Source organism: Planomonospora antibiotica (genome assembly GCF_014647955.1).
Taxonomy (GTDB): Bacteria; Actinomycetota; Actinomycetes; order Streptosporangiales; family Streptosporangiaceae; genus Planomonospora; species Planomonospora parontospora.
In genome coordinates this window covers 1-19,569 of record NZ_BMQE01000074.1, presented here as the reverse complement: position 1 = coordinate 19,569, position 19,569 = coordinate 1, and the positions used below count along the sequence as shown (strand labels likewise).

Below are 19,569 nucleotides of genomic sequence, written 5' to 3'. Positions count from 1 at the left end.
AGGCGGTGGTGCGCGATGTCACGCCCCGCCAGGTGCTGGGCACCGCGGTGGTGCTGTGGACCCGGGCGCTGGTTGCGATGGTGATCTCCGCCTGGTTCGGCATCGGATTGTCGGTGGCGGCGACCGGACGGTTGCTGCACGCACTGGGCCTGTCGGTGCAGCGTCCGGTCTACCGGTCGCCGCGGCGTGATGAGGCGGCCATCGCCCGCTGGATGGGCGCGGTCTTCCCGCGGATCCGCCGCGGCGCGCGGCGGCGGGGAGCGGTGGTGCTGTTCGCCGACGAGATGAGCATGCGCGTCGATCACCGCTCGGGCACCACCTGGGGCGTGGTCGGGCGGACTCCGGTCGCGTACGCGGGGGCGGGCCGCCGGTCGGTGAAGATGTTCTCGGCCCTGGCCTGCGACGGCACACTGCGTTACCGGCTGGGGCATGGTTCGATGGACCGCTGGGCGTTCATCGGGTTCTGCGCGCAGCTGCTGCGGACCATCACCCGGCCGATTGTCTTGATCGTCGACGGCTCCTCGATCCACACCGCCCGGGCGGTCCGCGACTTCGTCGCGCGCTCCGGCGGCCGACTGCGCTTGTTCTTCCTGCCGGCGTACGCACCCGAGCTCAACCCCGATGAGTGGGTCAACCAGAACATCAAGGCCAGGGCGGCCCGTGAGGCGGTCGCTGATGAGCACGAGCTGGCCGTGGCCATGCATCGCGGCATGCGCCGGCTGCAGAAGCGTTCCGACATCGTCCGGGGCTTCTTCGCCGACCCGCATCTGGCCTACATCGGCCCGCGACACCGATAGTCCCAAAACTTATGATCGGCTCAGTACCCGCTGCCCGGCTGGGACACCGGCATGCTGCTGGAGGCCGCGGACCGCATCTCGGCCACCGGCGATGTGCCCCTGCAGCGGCGCCTGTTCGCCCGTGTCGAGGCAGCCGCCCGGCGCGCCGGGGCGTCCAGCTTGAGCAGATCCGAGGTGACCGCGTCCTCCAGGAAGCACTCGTGGTCAACGCGGACCTGTTGCACCTGGAGCTGGTCTTCAATCTCAGTTCGCAGACCGCCATCGAGTACGCGGACATTGCCCGAAGTCTGCTGGAGCGACCTATCGAGGCCGCACAATCAGTCTTTTGACGTTTTCGTAAGGGCAGTGCTCTACTCCTCTGCTATGACAACTCTGACGAACCTTCAGCCCGCTCCTGTCATCGACGAGACAGCCCGACTGCTGACCGAGCACTACGTTTTCCCTGAGATAGCCGAGCAGCTCGCCGACCTGCTACGACGACGCCTCGCCGAAGGCGCTTATGACGTCGACGGTGCCGAGGAACTCGCCCGTCTGGTCACCGCGGACCTGCAGTCCGTCAACGACGACAAACACCTGAGACTGAAGCACCACGCCGACCTGGTGTCCCCCGAGCAGGGCGCGGCGACCCTGGAGTCCATCCGCCGGGACTTCGACACCTCGCTGGCCGGTGTGCCCCGGCTGGAGTTGCTCGACGGGGGGGTCGCCGTGGTGGAGCTGGCGCCGATGCTGTTTCCGCTGGGGTGGGCCGCCGAACCGCTGAGCGCCGCACTCACCCTGGCCTCCCGCGCCCAGGCACTGATCGTGGACCTTCGCAACAACAGGGGCGGCGACCCGGACACCGTCGCCTTTGTCTGCAGCTACCTCCTGGACGAGCGCACCCACCTCAACACCATGTACTGGCGCAGCGGCGAGCGCAGCGAGCAGTCCTGGAGCCTGCCGCACGTTCCCGGGGCGCGTTTCGGCGGCAGCAAACCGTTGTACGTGTTGTCCAGTGACAGCACCTTCTCCGCCGCTGAGGAACTGGCCTACGACCTGCAGCAGCTCGGCCGCGCCATTGTCGTCGGCGAGGCTACCCGCGGTGGCGCACACCCGTGCAAGGGCTGGACCGTGCACCCACACCTGGAAGTCACCGTCCCCACCGGCCGCGCCATCAACCCCGTCTCCGGCACGAACTGGGAGGGCATCGGTGTGCAGCCGGACATCCCTTGCGCTGCCGCGGAATCCCTCGACCAGGCACACGCACTGGCCCTCGCCCGGCTGGCAGACTGACGCAGTCCAGCTCATCGACAGTGTGATACCAAACGTCGTTCGTGATCAAGGCGACTGGAGCTTCGGGCTTGGTACCAGACCGCGCTGAGGTTGGTACCAAAACTCATGCTTCAAACAAGGCACCCCCGGGGTGGGCCAGTTCTCACCGGACATATATCCGCTTCACCCCGGTAGGGTCAGCGGACTTCGTCAGGTGGAGCCAGAATTCGTTTCTCAACTCAGACGTGTTGAGCTGAACTCCACCCATTCCTGGCCTTGAGCTTCCGAAATCCAGTGGGTTCCATCGTGAAGACCTTCATTCACGCTGAACCCACTGGAGTCTCCGGAGCAAGTTAGAAAACAAGCCAGACTTACCGACCTGAGCGTCAGACCTTATCCGGTACATCGTCTTGCCCTGTGGTGTCCCTCTGGCATACTCCGGCCGCCTTCGCCGCAGCCCTGACACGCCTTCGGTCCGCCTCCCGTTTCCGGGCGGCGGGCCGAAGGGACTAGCAGTGCGGGTCTCAGCGACTCATGCTCAGCGCCGGAGACGGCGTTGGCACCTTTCTCTGGTCGGCGGCATGTGAGACCCCGGGCATCTTTTTCGCGGTTTCAATCACTGGCTGCCAGTTCGCGTCCGGCTTCATCGTGACCCGGAACGCCTCAGTCATGTTCTCAACCCTGATCATCTCAAGGAGCCTTGAGTTCTTACGGACATGCTCGTCATTGCGGAATCTGTCATACATGGCGGCTTTGTCCATGAACGTTACGCTCTCTACCCCGGCCATCGTGGTCAGCGTCTTTTCGACGGCTTGCTTTTGCTGCTCGGTGATAGCCGAGCCGCCGCCTTGCGGATCATCCATGCTGCCCCCGCACTCGGGCACCGGAAAATGCTCCTTACACAGGAAGACCATGATCGCCGATTCGCCTGTGGTGGTCGAAAGAAGCCGCTGCACGCTCACGGCCATGACGACGCGATCCTCTGATGGGGCAGGTGCCAGCGCGACCGCGGCCACGACGCCGGCCAGCACCAAGGGGACGGCGGCTACAGCCGCCAACCGCAGCCGCGAAAAGAAGAAGCGGCGGCGAGGAGTGGCGAAGGCGCGGGCGAGGTCGGACTCGCGGCGGCGCCGGTAGGCGGCCTCAGTATCGGGGCGCAGGGAGGCGATCAGGTCATCGAGATCGTTCATGACTGCTCCTGGAAGGTGAGGCGGGAAAGGCCGAGTGCGTCGGCCAGGCGGCGGCGGGCGCGGTGCAGGCGGACGTTGAGGGTGCGAGCCGAACAGCCCGCGATCTTCGCGGCCTCGGCTGGGCTGAGGCCGTACCAACTGATCAGGAGCACAGCCTCGACATCACGCTCGGACAGGTCCGCGAGCGCGTTCAACGCCGCCTGCCGTTCGGCAACCTGCTCAGCGACATCACCGGCCGGGGCCAGCTCGGCGAGCCGCTCGACCAGGCCCTGCCCGCGTAGCCGGGACCGGCGTTGTGTCCGCAGCAGATTGCGGGCCACGCCGAGCAGCCAGGGCAGCGGCGGCTCAGGCACACGCTCAAGTCGCCGCCAAGCGATCAGGAAGGTCTCGCTGGCGATGTCCTCGGCCTCCTGCTGCTCGGCTCGCAACAGCACGTAGCTGAGCACGCTGCGGTAGTGCCCCTTATATAACGCGGTGAGCCGCGCTTCGGAATCGTCCACACCTAGTAATGACCTCTCCAGCCCTCCGATTACCGCCGAGGAGAAAATCATCCCTCGGCAGCTCGCGTTCTTCGCGGGGGTGGACCTGCAACGGAACCGGATCCTTAAATACCGGAGACACGCTCACAGACGCGTACAGGACCGCACGCGAGCGATCACGACCACGCTCTCGGATCAGCTCTCGCAGGGAAGCGTCGCACCGACGCTTCACGGTCTCCTGCGGCTCCTCCTGGACGACGTCGGCCCCGTCGTCCAGGAGGAGCCGCTGGTGCGCCGTCCCGCAAGGTCGGCGCACCACCGCGGTGCCAACCCACAAGCCAGGTACTCGAGGACGTCGCCGGCGGCCGCCGACGAGCAGGGCGGCCTGCCTCCGTCGGACGGCGCACTCTCCGCGGTGAAGTGACCGGCCCCGCCGGGCTGGTCTTCACCCGGGCGGAGAGGAGGAGCGGGGAGCGGTCGGGCGCGGAAGCCTTTCGGCTCTGCCACCTGGTGGTTTACTGCGTAAAGGCTGTGACCGTGATGAACAAAGGCCGACGTCGACTCAGCCTTCCCTGGTGCTGGCACCATCGGAAAGACCATCCAGCGGTCGCAGCATGAGCAGCATGATGGCCAGCACCACGCACCGAAGGATCGACAGCTTCCACACGGTGCCGTCGTCTCCCCGCACGATGGCGTCGAGGGCGATCACGAGTCCTGCGAGGATGATCAGGTCGCGGGCGCGCCAACCGCGCCGCCAGGCCTCCCCGGTCGCCAACGCCAGGACGACGGGGGTGACGGCCAGCCAGAGCACCGCCACCCATCCCCACACCCCCGTCTCCCCGAGCCCGTGCGGGGAGACGGCCCACGCGCGCAGGCCGGGCAGCGGTAGACCCGCCATCAGCGCCGCTCCCAGGACGACCACGGCCGTCTGGATCGATAGCCGGAGCCGTCGCGCCCAGCGCGACTCGGAAGACTCAGACGACGATGCCTCGCTCATCAGGGCCTCCTTCACGGGCGAGAGCCGACTCAGGGCCACGTCCGTGACGGTACGCCCGCAGGCGCCGGCCTGCAGCCGGAAACAGGCGACCCGGTACGGCGCCGTCCGACTCCACCCTTCGGATGATCTACGAAATCCCGGACGATCATCCGGACAGGCAGGCGTACCACGACGATTCGCCGTAGACCGAGCGGCTCCAGGCGTCGCGGTCCCACCCGGTCACCGTGCGGCCGGTCAGCGCCGTGACGGCGGCCGCCGCCGCGGCGGCGTGGGCCTGCGCCTGGTCCCGGGCGGCGATGGTGCCGAACACGCCGAATCCCTCCACCTCGATCTCCCCGTCCGGGCCGTGCAGGCTCCACCGGCCGTCGCAGCGCCGCAGGCACACGTCATGGTCGCCCCACCCCGCCGCCGCAGGGACGTCTGCACTGCGGGCGGGGACGTCCTGCCTGGCATCGAGGATGTCCTGGGCGTCCCGGCCGGGGCGGACGGCGGTCGCGCGGCGGGCATAGCGCCGCTGAGCGGCCCGGCGGGCGGCGACCCGCAGCACCGGTGCCAGCTCCTCCCAAGTGGCCCCGGCGGCGCGGGCCGCGCCGATGAAGTCGCTTTCGACGGCGGACAGCCAGTCACGCAGCGCGGCCAGCAGGGTCAGCGCGGCCAGCGCGTCGTCCCCGCTCAGGCGCGGCCGGTGCGGGTCGTCCGGGCGGACCTCGGTGAACTGCGATGCCGAGGCCACCAGCTTCGCCCAGCCGGGCTCGTTGCCGGGCGGCTGGTAGCGCGCGGCGCCGACGCCCTCCTCCCGCAGGAACCGCGCCGCGTCGTAGGGGTCGGTCAGGTCGTAGGCGGGCCGCACGGGCATCCTCCGATGTCGTCGCGGTGATGACGGATACGTCATCGCGATGATGACACCGTCCCGTCGGCGGGGAGCGGCTTGCGCTCAGGTCCGGCCGGGTCCGGCCTCAGATGACCTAGGCCGGGCTTTCGTGTACCAGAGGGGCCATGACCACTCCGCTGTCCGACCGGGCCACCATGAGCGCCTGCAAGGCCGCCGCCGTGCTGGGCGTGCATCGCGACGCCGCCTACGCCGCCCTGCTCTACCAAGCCGCGGCTGGGGCCGGGGACTCCTCCGGCTGGGTGTGGTTGGCCGAGATGTGGGCGGAGGCGGGGCAGTGGCCGGAGGCCGAGCGTCTGTACCGGGTCGCGGCCGAGGCCGGGAACGGTGACGAATTGATCCGTTTCACTGAGCGCCGCAGTGACGGACCGAGGGAGAAGTACTTGTCATAGCGAGTGGTGATGCCTCGCCAGGCCTTCAGCTTGTTGATCAGTTGCTCAACGGCGTTGCGCTCCTTGTACAGGTCGGCGTCACAGCCGACGGGACGGCCGCCCTTCTCCTTCCGGTTGGCGGCCTGGTCCTTCTTTCCCGGGATGACTGCCTTGATGTGGCGTTTCCGCACGTGGGTACGGCGAGTCGTCGTTCCGCACCGCGGACGACCCGACAGCCCCGGACGGTTGCTCAGTTATCCTCCAGGGTGATTCCAAGGCGGCCTGCTCTGCGTACGGTTCTCCACATGTTCGAACAGAATTACGACGTACTCCCGCGGCACGTGCTCTGCGTGCTCGGCTCCGGCCTGGACCTCCGCACGGTGGAGGAGGTCGTGGGCAGGGTCGGCGGATCCGGTTTCACCGTCGACCGCGACACCTTCCGGCAGGTCCACGATCCTCGGATGCCTCGATCGTTCGCGGCCTGCCTCATGGACGACTCCTTCGACGAGTCCGACGAGGAGGCCGTGGAGATGCACGACTCCGTGGTGTACGTGCTCTCGCCACCGATGCCGCAGCACATCGCGTTCAACCCGCGGCGGCACGTGCTGGTCGGGGAAGAGCACGGCTACAAGCTGCCCGGAGGGGCGTGGAGCGAGGTGATCGACGTCTCGCGGCGGACGCTGGAGGTGGCGGGTGCGCTGCTCCGCTCCGGTGCCATGGCCGTGAAGAACGAGAGCAGCGGCCTGGCGCACGGCCGGGACCGGTGGCTCTTCCTGGCGGATCGGGCGGCCGAGGCGACGGACTGGGTGGGGCTGGCCGTCGTCCTCTTCGACGCCTGGGTCAAGCGCCCACTCGCCTCCGGGAATCTGCTCAGTAGTTGCGGCATGCACCTGCTGGGCGCGCCTGACGTGGAGCTCGAAGTCGACTGGCCGACCCTGGAGCGGCCGTCCGGGCAACAGGTCGGCAACGCCGTGGCGTTGATGGACGACCTGGCGCTCTACCTGCTGGCCGAGGACCGGGCGATGACGATCTCCGACGGCGAGGGGTTCCGCCTCTCCCCTGACGGCCCGCGATGGGTGCTGGAGAGGCATCCATGTCACGACTACGACGAAGAAAGCTTCCACTTCAACCCGTACGGGTACTGGCGCCTGACGCCCGACGGTCCTCCCACCACGGTGCCCGCCGACCCACCGGTCCTTCCCAGAGGGTGACAGCCGCGTCCGGTAGAGGACCGGTGACGGATCCGCTGGCCGTGCCGCAGGTGAATCATGCCGTCCGGCTCGTCCCAGGCGAGGGCATCAGGCAGCGGGAGCTGGCCGTGCTGGAGCCAGTAGTCGAGGACCTTCGTCTGCCGTTATCGTCCCGCTGCGTCGCCTACGGGCGTGCCGGGACCGTACCGCGCAGCCAGTGGCCTCCGGTCGACCAGCCGAGCAGCCGACGCCCTCCGCCGTCCGCGGTGCCGTCGGGGGAGTCGGGGGAGAAGGCGCCGCCCGCGGCGACGTGGGTGAGGCCCGCGAGCGCGGGGGCGAGCCGGGTCCGCACGTCGGCCGGTTGGTCGCTGAGCCGCACCGCCAGCAGGCCGGCGGTGGCCCGGGGGTCGTCCGCGCCGGGAAGGGACATGAAGAAGACCAGGTGGCGCCAGGCGTAGGCGATGTCCTTGATGGTCGCCATCGGCCGGGGGTTGTGCGCGAGCCGTGAGGTCAGCCTGGCCGCGGTGGAGAAGGCGTGCTCGGCCGGCGCCTGCCAGCCGGAGGCGGGCCGTACGCCCACGCGGTGGACCAGGGTGGCCAGGTTGTGCGTGGTCAGGATCTGCGCCTGCTCGATGACCATGCCGTTGGCGGCCACCGAGTACGTTCCCTGCGCGACGCCCGGCCTGGCCAGGCACAGGCCGCCGAAGGTCCGCGAGGTCCGTGCCGCGTACCGGCGGTGGGGCCGCACGTCGTCGATCCCCGCCACCGGCCGGTAGTCGATGCCGTAGTACCGCTCGTACAGGCTGCCGTGGAGCAGCTCGCCGGCGATCTTCGCAGAGGCGAGGAACTTGCCGGAGAACGACCCCATGAAGATGTCGGCTGCCAGTTCCTCCACCCACGGAAGGTCGTGACCCGCCTCCCGGCTCAGCGCGGCCAGCTCGCGGACGAGCGGGTTGGGCAGCAGCGTGGCGGGGAAACCGTCGAGCGCCAGCTCACCGAGGCGGCGGAGCGTCGCGGCGGTGTCGCGCCGCCGGTCCCGGCCGGTGCCGCGGTAAGCGCTCACCGCCTGCACCCAGGGCAGCTCCTCCAGCCTGACCTGCCACCCCAGGTTGAGCAGCAGCAGCGAGCGCCGGTCGCGGAACGCCCGGTAGTTCGCGGCCATCAACGACCGCAGGGCATCGTCGGGGTAGGCGGCGGTGGTCGTCGTCGCGGCGATCTGCGGTACCAGCCGGGCCAGCACCTCGGCGGAGGGGACGACGCCTGCGGCGATGAGCTCCTCGACGGTGCCGGCCAGGCAGCGGCGCACCACCCGCCGGATCGTCTCAGGGATCGCGGCGGCTTCCGCGACGTCGGCGGCCGCGGCCTCGGCGGCGTCGACGGGCCCGGTCAGCGCCTCGATCTCGGCGGGAAGCACCCCGCGGTCGGCCGGCAGGGCGGCCAACCGGCCGACGACGACCCGGGCCAGCACATGGCGGGTGGGCGCCGAGGCCACGGCCGCCCGCCGTTCCCGCAACGCGGCGTGGCGGGCCGAGCCGGGCCGGTCGCGGCGGCGCAGCATCGCATCGACGGCGTGCTGCAGCAGCCCCCGGGCGCGCGGGGTGAGCGGCCGGCCGGCGACGACCTCCTCCAGCGCCGAGCGGAGGATCGCGAGGTTCTCCTTCGGCTTGCGGTGCTTGGTGCAGCGCGTGTGGACGGCGGCCAGCGCGTGATACCGGTTGAGCAGGGCTGCGGCGCGGCGGAGCCACTGCGCGTCATCGGCGGCGGTTCGCGGGTCGCGCGCACGGTCACCAGTGCTCTCCGAGCCGTCCGCGTCGTCTCCGCAGGCGTCCGCGCCGGCGATCGTGCGCGCGACCCGGCCGTCCTGGACGGTCTCCAGCCACAGCGAGAGCAGGTCGTCGGCGAACGGATTCCATACCGTCAGCGCCTCCCGCATCGCCTCGACCCGCTCGTTCGGCCAGCGCCGGGCCAGACTGTCGTGGGTGGTCGCGGCGGTCTCCCGCCACACGACGTCCGGGCCGGGGCCGGGGCGAACCGGAGCCGGTCGGCGTACGGGCCGATCTCCTCCAGCAGGGCCAGCGCCGCCGGGCCGTCACCGGCCCGCAGCAGCCAGGCCATCGCGAGCAGCATCGCCCGGACGACGACGGTGCTGGTGGTGGCGCACCGGTTGTCCACGGTCACCCTGGCCGACCGGATCGTCGTCGACGCGGGCCGGGTCCGGGCGGTCGACACCCATGACGAGCTGGTCGCCGCGGACCCGCTCTACGCCGAACTCGCCGCCACCCAGTTCCTCGTCGCCGCCGGTTGACGGGCCGGGCGGACACCGCGGGCCGCGGCCCGGTGCCCGCCGCGTCCGCAGCGCCGGCCCTGGCCCGTCCCCTGTCAGGAGCGCCATCATGAAGATCCCCGACCGCCCGCTCGAGATCGTGTGGGACATCACCTACGCGTGCCCGCTGCGCTGTTCCCACTGCTACTCGGAATCCGGGCGCCGGCCCGCACGGCGGCTGGACCTCCGCGAGATGCTCCGCGCCGCCGACGCCATCATCGCGATGAACGCGTAGGGCGTCTGCCTGGCCGGCAGGGAGCCCCTCCTGGTGGAGGGCGTCTTCGAGATCGCCGACCGGATGTCCGCGGCGGGCATCGAGGTCTCGCTCTTCACCGGAGGCTGGTCACTGCGCCCGGAGATGATCGACGACATCGTGCGGGGCTCCTTCCGGGTGAGCGTGAGCGTCGACGGGGCCACCGCGGAGGTGCACGACCGGATCCGCGGCCGGCGCGGATCGTTCGACCGGGCGATGAACGCGCTGGCGCTCCTGGACGAGGCCGCCGAGCGGCGGCGCCTGAACGGTGGGAGCCGCCTGGGCCTGGGAATCGACTGCGTCGTGGTCAGAGGCAACTTCCACCAGCTGGAGGACTTCTGCACCGTCATCGCGCCCGGCTTCCCCCAGCTGGAGTCCATCGCGCTCGGGGCGGTGATACCGGAGGGGCTCGCCAGCCGGGAGGGGTTCGCCGAGCACGAACCGCTCTCCGACTCCCAGGTCGGACTGCTGGGCAGCGCCGAGTACGGAGAGCTCCTGCGATCCCTGACGCCGTCGTCCGTGCACGTGTCCACCACGGACAACCTGGCCCTGCAGATGCATCCCGACCTCATCCGCAGCGGGAGGTTCTTCCCCGTCCTGCAGATCGAGCCGGACGGGGCCGCGCGGGCGATGGCCGCCTACGAGGGGACGGTCGGCAACGTGCTCACCGACCCGGTCCGGCGGTGAACCGTGAGATCCGCCGCACCGCCGTCGCGCCGAGCCGGCGCGGATCTGCCCGTCGCGGCCGGGAACCGCGACGGCTCCCCGGCACGGACCGTGATCCGGTCAAATGGAAACATCCGCATCATGCGCATAGAAGAACATTCGCCGGGTATGGGAAGCCGCCGTTCCCGGAATCGACATGGATGTCGTGATGACTTCGAAGTGGCAGTCAGGACAGGACGGTTCGCGCGTCGCCCTCCTAGCGCTGGGCAGTGAAGTGGTGCGGTGCGGGTTGCGCACCGTGCTGTACGAGCTGGAGACGCTGGACGACGTGCTCGACGGCGGCGGTTTCGACGGCAGCATGGAGCTGCTGCACTCGGGCCGGCCCACGCTGCTGGTCCTGGGCGGCGCCGACCCGGTGCAGGAGGCGGAGAAGCTGGCGCGGGCGGCCGGCGATTTCGGGGTGCCGGTGCTGCTGATGCTGCGGTCCGCCTGCGATCAGGCCCTGAGGCAGGTGGCGACGGTCCCCGCGGACGGGTACCTGCTGGAGTCGGAGGTGAATCGCGAGACGCTGATGAGCGTGCTGACCGACCTGGACAGCGGGCTGGTGCCGATGCCGCTTCCCCTGGCGCGCAAGCTGATGGCGACGGTCCGCCTCGAGGTCGGACGCGGACCCGAGGCGCTCGACGCGGCGCCGCTCCCCGGGCCCGCGACCCCGCGCGACAGCCCTCCCCGTCCCCCGCTGAGCCGCCGGGAGCTGGAAGTGCTGGGCCTGATGGCCGAAGGGCTGAGCAACAAGCAGATCGCCCGCGGGCTGGGCATCTCCGAGCATGGCGCCAAACGGCACGTCGCCAACATCCTGGCCAAGCTGAACTGCTCGAACAGGACGCTCGCGACGACCGTGGCGCTCAGTCGCGGGCTGGTTCGCGATCCCGGGCCCTCCCCCCGGGCACGGCGCCGGTGAGCCCGCCGGACGCCTCCGGCGGGACGGACAGGCCCCGCAACGGGGCCCGTGCCTTCAGCAGCATCTCCTGGTACTCGGCCTCGGGATCGGAGTCCAGGACGATCGCGCCGCCCGCGCCCACGGACAGCCATCCCCGGTGGGCCACCGCGGTGCGGATGACGATGTTGAGGTCGGCGGTGCCGTCGAGGCCGAAGAAGCCGATGGCGCCGGAGTAGACGCCGCGGGCCCGGCCCTCGAGCCGGTCGATGATCTCCATGGTGCGCAGCTTGGGCGCCCCGGTCATGGAACCGCCGGGAAAGCACGCCCGCGCCGCCTGCACGGCCGTGACGCCTTCCTGCAGGCGGCCGCGGACCGTGGAGACCAGCTGGTGCACGGTCTCGTAGGACTCCACCGCCATGAGATCCGGCACGTGCACCGAGCCGATGTCGCAGATGCGGCCCAGGTCGTTGCGGAGCAGGTCCACGATCATGAGGTTCTCCGCCCTGGCCTTGGCGGAGGCGGCGAGTTCCTCGCGCAGGGCGGCGTCGCGGCGGGGATCGGGTGAGCGCGGCGCGGTGCCCTTGATGGGCTTGGACTCGGCCGTGCCGTCCCTGCCGACCTTCAGGAAACGCTCGGGGGACGAGCACAGCACGTGCATGTCGTCCAGGCGCAGGTAGGCCGCGTAGGGGGCGGGGTTGAGCCGGCGCTGGAGCAGGTACAGCCCGTAGGGGGAGCCGTCGAAGGGGATCTCCGCGGTGTCCGTCAGGCAGATCTCGTAGCTCTCCCCGGCCTGCAGCATCCGCAGGCACTCCTCGATGTCGGCCAGGTAGCGCTCGCGCGGCCGTACCAGCCACGGCTCGGGGTCGAAACCGGGCATCGGCCGGACCGGAGCGAGCCCGCCCTGCCCAGGTCTAGCCTGCCCGGGCCCGCCCTGCCCGGGCCCGCGGCAGACGGCGGCGGCTCGGGCCACCCAGTCGCGCGCCGCGGCCCGGCTCTCGCGCCCGCCGTCGGTCAGCGCCAGCGCCCAGGTCTCGCCGGTCCCGTGGTCGATCGCCACGAATCTGGCCGCCGACATCCACACCGCGTCCGGGAAGGGCGAGACGTGCGCGGCCGCGGCGCCGCAGTCGCGCTTGAGCTCGTAGCCGAAGTAGCCGACGTAGCCGCCGTTGAGGTCGAACGGCAGCGCCGGGTCCCCGGCGATGGCCCGCTCCGTGATGCGGGCGTCCAGCACGTCGAATATCGAGGCGGAGACCGCCGCCTCGGCACGGCCGGAGCGCACCAGCACGCCGTCGGGACCCGGCCGGCAGGTGAGGACCTCCCCGTGCGCGCCACCAGCGTCACCCAGGAAGGAGAAGCGGCCCGGCCCGGACCCGGTCCGGCTGCTGTCCAGCCAGAAGGCGTACGGCTGGGCCGCGAACAACTCGGCGAAGACCGCCTCGGCGTCGGCGGCCCCGTGGACCCGTTCGGCCTCCAGGGACCAGCGCGGCTCGTGCGGCGGCTGCGGCAGGAAGGCGGCGCCCGCCCCGGTCCTGGCGGACTCGTTGTACTCCGCGGCCAGGTCGCGGAAGTTGAGCATCAGCTTCGGGCCGTACTCGGTGGAGACCGATTCCGGGTGGAACTGCACGCCCCACCAGGGCATCGTGCGGTGTCGCAGGCCCATGACGACCGAGTCCGCGGTCCACGCGGTGATCTCCAGGTCGTCCGGCGCGGGCGTGGCCACGCACAGCGAGTGGTACCGCACCGCGTGGAACCCCTGGGGCAGGCCGCGGAACAGGTCGCGGCCGCAGTGCCTGATCTGCTCCACGTGGCCGTGGATCGGCGCGGGCGCGGGCACCACGTCGGCTCCCGACAGCCAGGCCAGTGCCTGGTGGCCGAGGCAGACACCCAGTACGGGCAGCCCGGACTCGCGGATCAGGTCGAGCGCGATGCCGACGTCGCCCTCCTCCTGCGGGCGGCCGGGCCCGGGAGAGACGATGAGCGCGTCGAAGCGGCTCAGGTCCACCCCGGCCCAGCCGGGGTCGTCGTTGGTGAGCACCTCCGGTTCCACGCCGTAGACCTGGGCGGCCAGCTGGAACAGGTTGTAGGTGTAGGAGTCGTAGTTGTCCACGATCAGTGTGCGCACGGTTCTCCCCACAGGTGGAGGGCGGGCAGCACGGCGCGGTGCCGTACGGCCCGCTGCCACTCCGCGGCCCGGGCCGACACCTTGGCCGGGGTGGAACGGCCGTCGGCGTCGGTCCAGGCGCGCACCGGGCGCAGCCCGTGCAGGGCGTTGAGGGTCCAGGCCTCCAGCTCGGGCAGCTCGGCCAGGCTGACGCGTTCACGCCGGACGGGGCAGCGCCAGCACCCGGCGAGCCGTTCGAGGTGGTCCCGGGTGATCGAGGGCAGTACGGGCAGGTCGGCGTCGGGCAGGCACAGGGTGCCGCCGCGCCACCACACCAGCGCGCTGTGGGCGGTCTCCAGCACGGTGCCGCCCTGGTCGTGGAGCAGCGCGTCGTCGGCGCCCACGGCTCTGGCTCTCTCCCGCAGCCCGGCCAGGACCCGCAGGTCCGGTCCCTTGACCGCGGGCCACAGGCGGGGGTCGGGCTCCGGTGGGATCCAGAGCGCCACCTCCGCGGGACCGGGCTCGGGGGCGGGCCTGGGCCACAGCGCCAGCCGGGGCTCGGCCCCCGCGTAGGCCTCGATGCGGGGGAACCAGCGACCGCGCGGCGGCAGCCAGTGCCGTACCGCGTCCAGGAAGCGGCGGATCTCGGCGGCCGGCAGCTCCGGCACCGCCGCGGCGCAGGCGTGCAGGAAGCGCCGCCCGTGCAGTGCCAGGTCCCGCACCCGCCCCTCACCCACCAGCCAGGAGTCGACGACCGCCGGGTCGTCCGGCCGCCGGTCCGGCGCGGCGGACAGGCCCGCCCGCGTCCACACCAGGCGCTCTTCCGCCCGTCCGGCCGGGAGGGCGATCGGGGGAGCAGTCAGCATGGGGTCACCACCTTCCCTCGCGCACCGCGAAGCGGCGCAGTTTGCCGGTGGAGGTCCGCGGCAGGCTCGGGCGCGGCTCCACGCTGCGCGGCACCTTGTAGGGCGCCAGGCGGCGGCGGGCCAGGGCGATCAGTTCGCTCTCCAGCCGGGCGCCGTCCACCCGCGGGGAGGAGGGCACCACGAAGGCGCGCAGCTTGCGCGCGCCGCGCTCGTCGGCGATGACCGCCACCGCGACCTCGGCCACCGCCGGATGCTCGGCCAGCACCCGCTCGATCTCCAGGGGGGAGACGGTGATGCCGCCCACCATCTCCATGTCGTCGTTGCGCCCGCAGTGCCTCAGCGCGCCGCCGTCCGCGTACTCGGCCAGGTCGCCGGTGCGCAGCCAGCCGCCGCGCAGCGCTCGGGCCGTCTGGTCGGGACGGCCCAGGTACCCGGTCATCACCGAGTCGCCGCGTACCCAGATCTCGCCCTGGCCGAGGGTGACCACCGCGCCGTTCTCGTCACGGAGCACGACCTCGTAGCCGGGCAGCGGGCGGCCGATCGTGCCCGGCTCGTCGCGCCAGGCGGTGGTGGAGCAGAAGGCATGACCGACCTCGGTGGAGCCGAGCTGGTCCAGCACCGGGGCGCCGAGCAGCTCACGCGCCCTGGTTCCCAGGGCGGTGGACAGCGACTCGCCGGCCGAGACGGCCAGCCGTACGGTGGAGAAGGCCTCGGGCGGGCACTCGGCCACCAGGTTGGCGTAGCAGGACGGCACGCCGTACAGCAGCGTCACGCCGTGGCGCGCCACGGCTTCGGCGATCTGCGCGGGCGTCGGCCGGTGGGGCAGCAGCACCGCGCAGGAGCCGGACGACAGCGGGAAGACCAGCGCGTTGCCCAGGCCGTAGGCGAAGAACAGCTTCGACACCGACAGGGTCACGTCGTCGTGGCGCACGCCCACCACGCCCTCGCCCGCGGCCCGCTGGTAGCGGGCGGGATCGGCATGGCGGTGCAGGGCCGCCTTGGGCACGCCGGTCGTGCCGGAGGTGTACTGCGCGTACAGCGGCGTGTCGCCGGTGACCGCCGCGGCGGGTGAGGCGGGGGCCTCCTGGGCCAGGCGCACGAGGTGTCCGCCGGTCAGGGCGGCGTGGCCGGCGAAGCGGCCGGTGAGGTGGTCCTCCGTCACCACGAGGCGGGGGCGGCAGTCCCCGGCCAGGAAGGCGTGGTCGTCGGGGGGCAGGTCGGGGTTGACCGGGATCGCGATCGCGCCCAGCCGGGCGGCGGCCAGGAAGGCCGTCACCCAGGCGATCCCGTCGGGCACGGCGATGAGCACGCGGTCACCGGGCCGCACGTCGCGCTCGGCCAGGACGGAGGCGGCGGAGGCGGCCAGCGCGTGCACCTCGCCGTGGGCCCAGGAACGCCCGGGGGTGTGGAAGGCCGGCCGTTCCCACCAGCCCTCGCGCCGGGCCAGCGCGGCCGCGTGGACCGCGAAGTTGGCGGCCTCGCCGGCGGGGCGGGGGGACGGCGGCCGGGTGCGGCCGCCGTCGCTGAGGGTCTCAGGCACGGCGCGGCCCCCCTGAGAGCTCGTGGCGGGGACGGCGCGGGAGATCGAGGGGGGCGAGAAGGAAGGCGCCGTCCACGGGACCGACCGGCCACAGGCCCCGCGCGGTCAGGTCGGCCAGCCGGTCGGCGCGGTCGTCGCGGTCGTCGGTGAGCGCGGTGGCGACGAGGGTGCCGACCAGCCACAGGATCGCACCGGACATCGCCAGCGCCCCGGCGTCGGCGGGGTCGGCCGGTCGCAGGCGCGGGGTGGCGACCAGCATCGCCACGTGCTCGGCGAATTCCAGCCGGTCCTCGCGGCGGGCGTCGCGGAGCCTGGCGCGGGCCTCCGACCGGCGGCTCTCCAGCCAGGCCAGCCAGAGCGGGTCCACGCGGTCCAGGAGTACGGCGGGCAGCTCGTCCGCCCACCGCACGGGCAGGCCGCCGACCTCCGCCGGTACGCGGCCGGTGCGCGGGTCGGGCCCGGCCGGGGGCGGGGAGGACACGTCGCCGGCCGGCAGGTGCGCGACCAGGCCGTGCAGCAGGGCGGCCACACGGTCGCCGCCGGGCCCGAGCTCGCCGGCGAATCCCTCGGGCGGCACGCTCAGCTCGTAGTACCGTGCCACCGCGTCTCCACCTCCGGGTAGTCCAGTCCGAGCTCGTCGCAGAGCAGCGTCCGGGTGCGCCGGACGAACTCCGCCCGCGCCTCGTCGTTGGTCAGCCGCTTGATGCCCCACCTGCGGAACAGCTCGTTGTTCCTGGAGTCGCTGCGGCCGAAGAAGGGCAGCGTCATCGTGATGAGGCGGTGCGCCGACGACCGCACCTCCTCGCGGGCGGCCGGGTCGGCGGCCAGCTGCCTGGCGGCGGTGGCCCCGAACCCGACGTGGAAGCGCTCCTCCGGCATCAGCGACCGGCACAGCCGGCGCAGCGGCACGTAGGAGCACTCGCACAGGTCCTCCATCAGCACGATCTCGGCCAGGTCGACGACGGCCTTGGTCATGACGTATCCGGTCCACGACTCGACCTGGTAATCAAAGACCGAAAGCGGCGGGCGGCTGTGCGCGTCCTCCAGTCCGAGTTCGTTCGCGAGTTTGTTGAACTTCAGATGGTGGCCGTATTCCTCCATCGCCATTCTGCAGGCCAGCCATTTCTCGCGGGGAGTGGGCGCGAGTGAGATGGACGGCTCGTCGAACACCGCCGCGCCCGCCGCCTCGTTGCGCACATGGCTGTTGATGATCTTGCCGAGCGCGGTGATGTACTCATCGCCGAGTGCGCGGGCCTCGGCGGCGTCTCGGACGTCTTCCGCGAGCGTCTGCGGCACGTCGCCTCCCTTTTCATGCCTCGTCGACGGACGCTAGGAAGGAGTCCGGGCCGGCGCAAGTGCCCGGACGGGCACCTCGAAAGCGCACCCCGCCGCTTTCGGCGGAGTGCCGGAAAGGGCAGTTCCGCGGCGTTCTCCCTGATCATCGGATTCCGTTCGGACAGTTAGGCGAGCCTAAATATCCGGCTGGAATCCGGGCGGGCCGCGCGGAAATGAATTCCGTGGTTTGTCATTCGCCTTCCGGGCGTGCCATGTTGTCCGTCATGACGGAATCTGTCATGACGGAAAAGGCGACGCGTGCGTACCGCGTGTCCGTGCAGGGCCGGCTGCTCGCGGCCGAGGACCTGGAGGCCCCGGTGCGCGAGCTGACCGGGTCGCCCTGTCGTGCCATCCAGACCGTCCAGGGCGGTCCCCTGACGCTGCTGGTGGAGGCACGGCCCGGGACCGGGCCTCGACCGCGCCAGGTGCGCGCCGCCGTCCTCGACGCCTGCGGTGCGGTGGTGGAGACGGTGGCGGTGACCGACCCCGGTTCGCTGACCGGTGACCGCGCCGAGCTCGTGACCCGCTTCCGCCGCGCCGCGCTGCCGGTCCGAGCTGTCGACACGCTGGCGGTCCCCCCGTCCGCACCGGCCCTGGAGGCGCCGGACCCGGAGGCGCCGGACCTGGAGACACCCGGCTTGCAAGCGCCGGGCCAGACGGGCGGCGGGGAGGCACCGGGCCAGGCGGGCGGCGGTTCCTGTGCGATCTCCCGGGAGAACCGGACCGTCCTCCGTCCTCCGGCGATGGAGGAGGTCACCTGTGCGGTGGCCGACCTGCTCGGCGTCCCCCCGGCCGACCTCGACCCCGCCGAGGACCTCATCGCACGGGGCCTGGACTCCATCCGGATCATGCAGCTGGCCGGCGACTGGCAGCGCCGGGGCGTCAAGGTGAAGTTCGCCGACCTCGTGGAGTCACCGTCGGTCTCCTCCTGGCACGAGCTGCTCCGGTCCAGAGCCGGGTCCGGCGCCGCCGCGCCGACGCCAGAGACCGGGCGCGTCGACCGCCACGCCCCCTTCGCGCTCACCCCGCTGCAGCACGCCTACTGGTTCGGCCGCCGCGACCGCCAGGTGCTGGGCGGCGTCGGCTGCCACTTCTACGTCGAGCTCGACGGCCGCGACCTCGACCGCCAAGCCCTGGAACGGGCCGCCCGCGCCCTGTTCGCCAGGCACGGCCTGCTGCGCGCCCGCTTCCTCGACGACGGCACCCAGCAGATCCTGCCGCACACCCCCTGGCCCGGCCTGACCGTCCACGACCTGCGCACGGCCCCGGACGCCGAGACCCGGCTGCTCCAGGTGCGCGAACGGCTGTCGCACCGGCGCCTGGAGGTCGAACGCGGCGAGGTGCTCGACCTGACCCTCTCGCTGCTGCCGGACGGCGCCCACCGCCTGCACGTCAACATCGACCTGCTGGTGGCCGACGTACGCAGCATCCAGATCCTGCTGGAGGATCTGGCCGCACTCTACCGGGGCCAGGACGCCGGGCCGCCCGCCCCGGCCTACTCCTTCCCCGACTACCTGGCCGAGCGTGAGCGTCTGGGCGCGCGGGAGCGCGAGGCCGACCGCCGCTACTGGGCCGGCCGCCTGCCCGACCTGCCCCCCGGCCCGTCCCTGCCGCTGGCCGTCGACCCGGAGAAGGTGGAACGGGTCCGGATCGTGCGCCGCGACCGCAGGTTCACCGCGCAGGAGAGGGAACGGCTGGCCGAGCGCGCCCGCGCGCACGGCGTGACACTGCCGATGGTCATGGCCGCCGCGCTCGCCGAGGTCGTCGGCGCCTGGAGCGGCACGCAGCGCTTCGTGCTCAACGTCCCGCTGTTCGACCGGCAGGCCGTCCACCCGGACGTGGAGCGGATGGTCGCCGACTTCAGCGACCTCATCCTGCTGGAAGTGGACCTGTCCGCCTCCCGGACGTTCGCCGGGCGGGTGGCGGCGCTGCAGGCGCGCTTCCAGCGCGACGTCTCCCACTCCGCCTACTCCGGCGTGGAGGTCCTGCGCGACCTCAACCGCGGCGGCCGCCACGACCAGGTGACCGCGCCGGTCGTCTTCACCAGTGCGCTGGGCATGGGCGACCTGGTCGGCGCGGACGTGCAGCGCAGCCTGGGCAACCTGGGCTGGATGCTCTCCCAGACTCCGCAGGTCTGGTTGGACCACCAGGTGGTGGAGGTCGACGGCGGTCTGCAGGTGAACTGGGACGCGGTCGAGGAGCTGTTCCCGGCCGGGGTGCTGGACGGCATGGTCGCGGCGTACGACCGTCTGCTCGACCGGCTGCTGGAGGGCGACTGGGACGCGCCGGTGCCGTGCCTGGTCCCGGCCGGGCAGCTCGCCATCCGTGCCGGGGTGAACGACACGGCCGCGCCGCTGCCGGAGGGGACGCTGCACGGGCGGTTC

The 19,569-nt window shown here is 71.8% G+C and carries 20 protein-coding genes and 1 pseudogene; 10 read left to right on the top strand and 11 right to left on the bottom strand.

Going from position 1 to position 19,569, the window contains the following annotated elements:
- The 3 genes from IEZ06_RS33795 to IEZ06_RS33790 all read left to right on the top strand — a co-directional run.
- Positions 1 to 797 (top strand): IS630 family transposase (locus IEZ06_RS33795; RefSeq protein WP_189240740.1); only part of this gene is annotated, 797 nt, incomplete at its 5' end.
- A 200-nt stretch (positions 798 to 997) separates the two neighbouring features.
- Positions 998 to 1,126, top strand: a complete 129-nt coding sequence (locus IEZ06_RS37400; RefSeq protein ID WP_268245645.1) for a hypothetical protein — start codon at positions 998 to 1,000, stop codon at positions 1,124 to 1,126.
- A gap of 34 nt (positions 1,127 to 1,160) precedes the next feature.
- Positions 1,161 to 2,066, top strand: a complete 906-nt coding sequence (locus IEZ06_RS33790) for a S41 family peptidase (RefSeq protein ID WP_189240739.1) — start codon at positions 1,161 to 1,163, stop codon at positions 2,064 to 2,066.
- 503 nt (positions 2,067 to 2,569) lie between these two features.
- Here the strand turns inward: IEZ06_RS33790 and IEZ06_RS33785 are convergent.
- The 4 genes from IEZ06_RS33785 to IEZ06_RS33770 form a co-directional block, all read right to left on the bottom strand.
- Positions 2,570 to 3,235 carry a permease-like cell division protein FtsX gene (locus IEZ06_RS33785; protein ID WP_189240738.1) on the bottom strand — a complete coding sequence of 222 codons (666 nt, stop codon included), beginning with the start codon at positions 3,233 to 3,235 and terminating at the stop codon, positions 2,570 to 2,572.
- Entirely contained in the window at positions 3,232 to 3,735 is a 504-nt protein-coding gene (locus tag IEZ06_RS33780; protein ID WP_189240737.1) for an RNA polymerase sigma factor, read from the bottom strand. Before IEZ06_RS33780 ends, IEZ06_RS33785 begins: the two co-directional genes overlap by 4 nt.
- Before the next feature lie 541 nt (positions 3,736 to 4,276).
- A complete protein-coding gene (locus tag IEZ06_RS33775) occupies positions 4,277 to 4,711 on the bottom strand; it encodes a hypothetical protein (protein WP_189240736.1) in 435 nt (144 codons plus the stop codon).
- A 145-nt stretch (positions 4,712 to 4,856) separates the two neighbouring features.
- Positions 4,857 to 5,567, bottom strand: coding sequence for a hypothetical protein (locus IEZ06_RS33770; RefSeq protein ID WP_189240735.1), 711 nt, complete (start codon positions 5,565 to 5,567; stop codon positions 4,857 to 4,859).
- A 140-nt stretch (positions 5,568 to 5,707) separates the two neighbouring features.
- Here IEZ06_RS33770 and IEZ06_RS33765 point away from each other — a divergent pair, with 140 nt between their 5' ends.
- Positions 5,708 to 5,992 (top strand): hypothetical protein, encoded by a 285-nt coding sequence (locus tag IEZ06_RS33765; RefSeq protein ID WP_189240734.1) that lies wholly within the window; start codon positions 5,708 to 5,710, stop codon positions 5,990 to 5,992.
- Here IEZ06_RS33765 and IEZ06_RS33760 read toward each other — a convergent pair.
- Positions 5,983 to 6,159, bottom strand: a pseudogene (locus IEZ06_RS33760) (transposase family protein); the annotation flags it as partial. The gene IEZ06_RS33765 and the pseudogene IEZ06_RS33760 sit on opposite strands and share 10 nt — an antisense overlap.
- 117 nt (positions 6,160 to 6,276) lie before the next feature.
- On the opposite strand from IEZ06_RS33760, the gene IEZ06_RS33755 reads away from it, so the two are divergent.
- Positions 6,277 to 7,182 (top strand): hypothetical protein, encoded by a 906-nt coding sequence (locus IEZ06_RS33755; RefSeq protein WP_189240733.1) that lies wholly within the window; start codon positions 6,277 to 6,279, stop codon positions 7,180 to 7,182.
- A 163-nt stretch (positions 7,183 to 7,345) separates the two neighbouring features.
- Here IEZ06_RS33755 and IEZ06_RS33750 read toward each other — a convergent pair whose 3' ends face one another.
- Positions 7,346 to 9,166, bottom strand: coding sequence for a hypothetical protein (locus IEZ06_RS33750; protein ID WP_189240732.1), 1,821 nt, complete (start codon positions 9,164 to 9,166; stop codon positions 7,346 to 7,348).
- Here IEZ06_RS33750 and IEZ06_RS37790 point away from each other — a divergent pair.
- The 4 genes from IEZ06_RS37790 to IEZ06_RS33730 all read left to right on the top strand — a co-directional run bounded on the left by IEZ06_RS37790 (position 9,137) and on the right by IEZ06_RS33730 (position 11,364).
- The gene (locus IEZ06_RS37790) at positions 9,137 to 9,466 is read left to right on the top strand and encodes a hypothetical protein (protein WP_373293982.1); all 330 of its coding nucleotides are present in this window, start codon (positions 9,137 to 9,139) and stop codon (positions 9,464 to 9,466) included. The genes IEZ06_RS33750 and IEZ06_RS37790 overlap by 30 nt on opposite strands.
- An 88-nt stretch (positions 9,467 to 9,554) precedes the next feature.
- Entirely contained in the window at positions 9,555 to 9,719 is a 165-nt protein-coding gene (locus IEZ06_RS33740; protein WP_189240731.1) for a hypothetical protein, read from the top strand.
- A gap of 9 nt (positions 9,720 to 9,728) precedes the next feature.
- Positions 9,729 to 10,424, top strand: a complete 696-nt coding sequence (locus IEZ06_RS33735; RefSeq protein ID WP_268245646.1) for a radical SAM protein — start codon at positions 9,729 to 9,731, stop codon at positions 10,422 to 10,424.
- Positions 10,425 to 10,611: 187 nt separating this feature from the next.
- Positions 10,612 to 11,364: a helix-turn-helix transcriptional regulator gene (locus tag IEZ06_RS33730; protein ID WP_203872369.1), complete on the top strand. Its 753-nt coding sequence runs from the start codon at positions 10,612 to 10,614 to the stop codon at positions 11,362 to 11,364.
- On the opposite strand, the gene pabB is transcribed toward IEZ06_RS33730, so the two are convergent.
- From pabB to IEZ06_RS33705, 5 genes are read right to left on the bottom strand one after another with little or no spacing between them, the layout of a single operon-like run.
- Positions 11,309 to 13,465: an aminodeoxychorismate synthase component I gene (gene pabB / locus IEZ06_RS33725; protein WP_189240729.1), complete on the bottom strand. Its 2,157-nt coding sequence runs from the start codon at positions 13,463 to 13,465 to the stop codon at positions 11,309 to 11,311. The genes IEZ06_RS33730 and pabB overlap by 56 nt on opposite strands.
- On the bottom strand, positions 13,453 to 14,310 hold the full coding sequence (locus tag IEZ06_RS33720) for an aminotransferase class IV (protein WP_189240728.1): 858 nt from the start codon (positions 14,308 to 14,310) through the stop codon (positions 13,453 to 13,455). The genes pabB and IEZ06_RS33720 overlap by 13 nt, the downstream gene beginning before the upstream one ends.
- Positions 14,311 to 14,314: 4 nt before the next feature.
- Complete coding sequence (locus IEZ06_RS33715; RefSeq protein WP_189240727.1) at positions 14,315 to 15,850, bottom strand: AMP-binding protein; 1,536 nt, start codon at positions 15,848 to 15,850, stop codon at positions 14,315 to 14,317.
- Positions 15,843 to 16,451: a hypothetical protein gene (locus IEZ06_RS33710; protein ID WP_189240726.1), complete on the bottom strand. Its 609-nt coding sequence runs from the start codon at positions 16,449 to 16,451 to the stop codon at positions 15,843 to 15,845. Before IEZ06_RS33710 ends, IEZ06_RS33715 begins: the two co-directional genes overlap by 8 nt.
- Complete coding sequence (locus tag IEZ06_RS33705; protein ID WP_189240725.1) at positions 16,430 to 17,146, bottom strand: Phenylacetic acid catabolic protein; 717 nt, start codon at positions 17,144 to 17,146, stop codon at positions 16,430 to 16,432. The genes IEZ06_RS33710 and IEZ06_RS33705 overlap by 22 nt, the downstream gene beginning before the upstream one ends.
- Positions 17,147 to 17,409: 263 nt before the next feature.
- Between IEZ06_RS33705 and IEZ06_RS33700 the strand changes: the two genes are divergently transcribed.
- A partial coding sequence (locus IEZ06_RS33700) for a condensation domain-containing protein (protein ID WP_268245644.1) occupies positions 17,410 to 19,569 on the top strand: 2,160 nt, incomplete at its 3' end.